Source organism: Caldimonas tepidiphila (genome assembly GCF_003569765.1).
GTDB lineage: Bacteria > Pseudomonadota > Gammaproteobacteria > Burkholderiales > Burkholderiaceae_C > Caldimonas > Caldimonas tepidiphila.
In genome coordinates this window covers 1-582 of sequence record NZ_KZ983976.1, presented here as the reverse complement: position 1 = coordinate 582, position 582 = coordinate 1, and the positions used below count along the sequence as shown (strand labels likewise).

Annotated in this window: 1 protein-coding gene; it reads right to left on the bottom strand. The window is 69.1% G+C overall.

The window, feature by feature from the left end; all coding sequences use genetic code 11:
- On the bottom strand, positions 1 to 558 hold a 558-nt coding region (locus D3A59_RS25220; RefSeq protein ID WP_272868043.1), incomplete at its 3' end, for an ISAs1 family transposase.
- Positions 559 to 582 lie beyond the last annotated feature (24 nt).

Genomic DNA, 582 nt, shown 5'->3' with positions numbered 1-582 from the left:
GCCAGCGAAGACGCCGGGGTTGCGGCGGATGCGGCTGGCATCCTCGGCCAGCGTCACATCGAGCACATGGTGCAGCCGGTTCTCGATTGCCCAGTGCTCGCGCACGAGGCGCGCGAATTCACGGGCCGCAACCTCGGCGGGGCCGAGCGTGCTGAGGTAGTACGCGGGCGTCTCGCGCCGCGCGACGAAGCGGCGCCATGTGGTATCGAAGACCTCGGTGGTGCGGCGCACCTCGATGAGGCTGAGGAAGTGGTCGTGCCAGGGCTCGGGGCCGCTGCCCGCAGCCAATGCCCAGACCCGCACTAGGCGGCGCTCGATTCGGTTGTGTCGGCCGATGTCGTGACTGCTGGCGTGTTCAGCGGGCGGACGCTGCTGGGCTTGAGCGCGCATGGCGCGCAGCAGCCGGGGCTGGTTGGCCTTGAGCTGCACCAGCAGCTGCGCCCCCGCTGGCCAGGACCTTCTCCAGCGTTTTTTTGGAGATGCAGCGCGTCGAGCGTGTAGACGACGCCCGCCAAGCCGAGCTGCTCGATGAGCCGCTGCGCGGCGGCGATCTCGCAATCCTTGTCTGCGTCCTCGATGAGC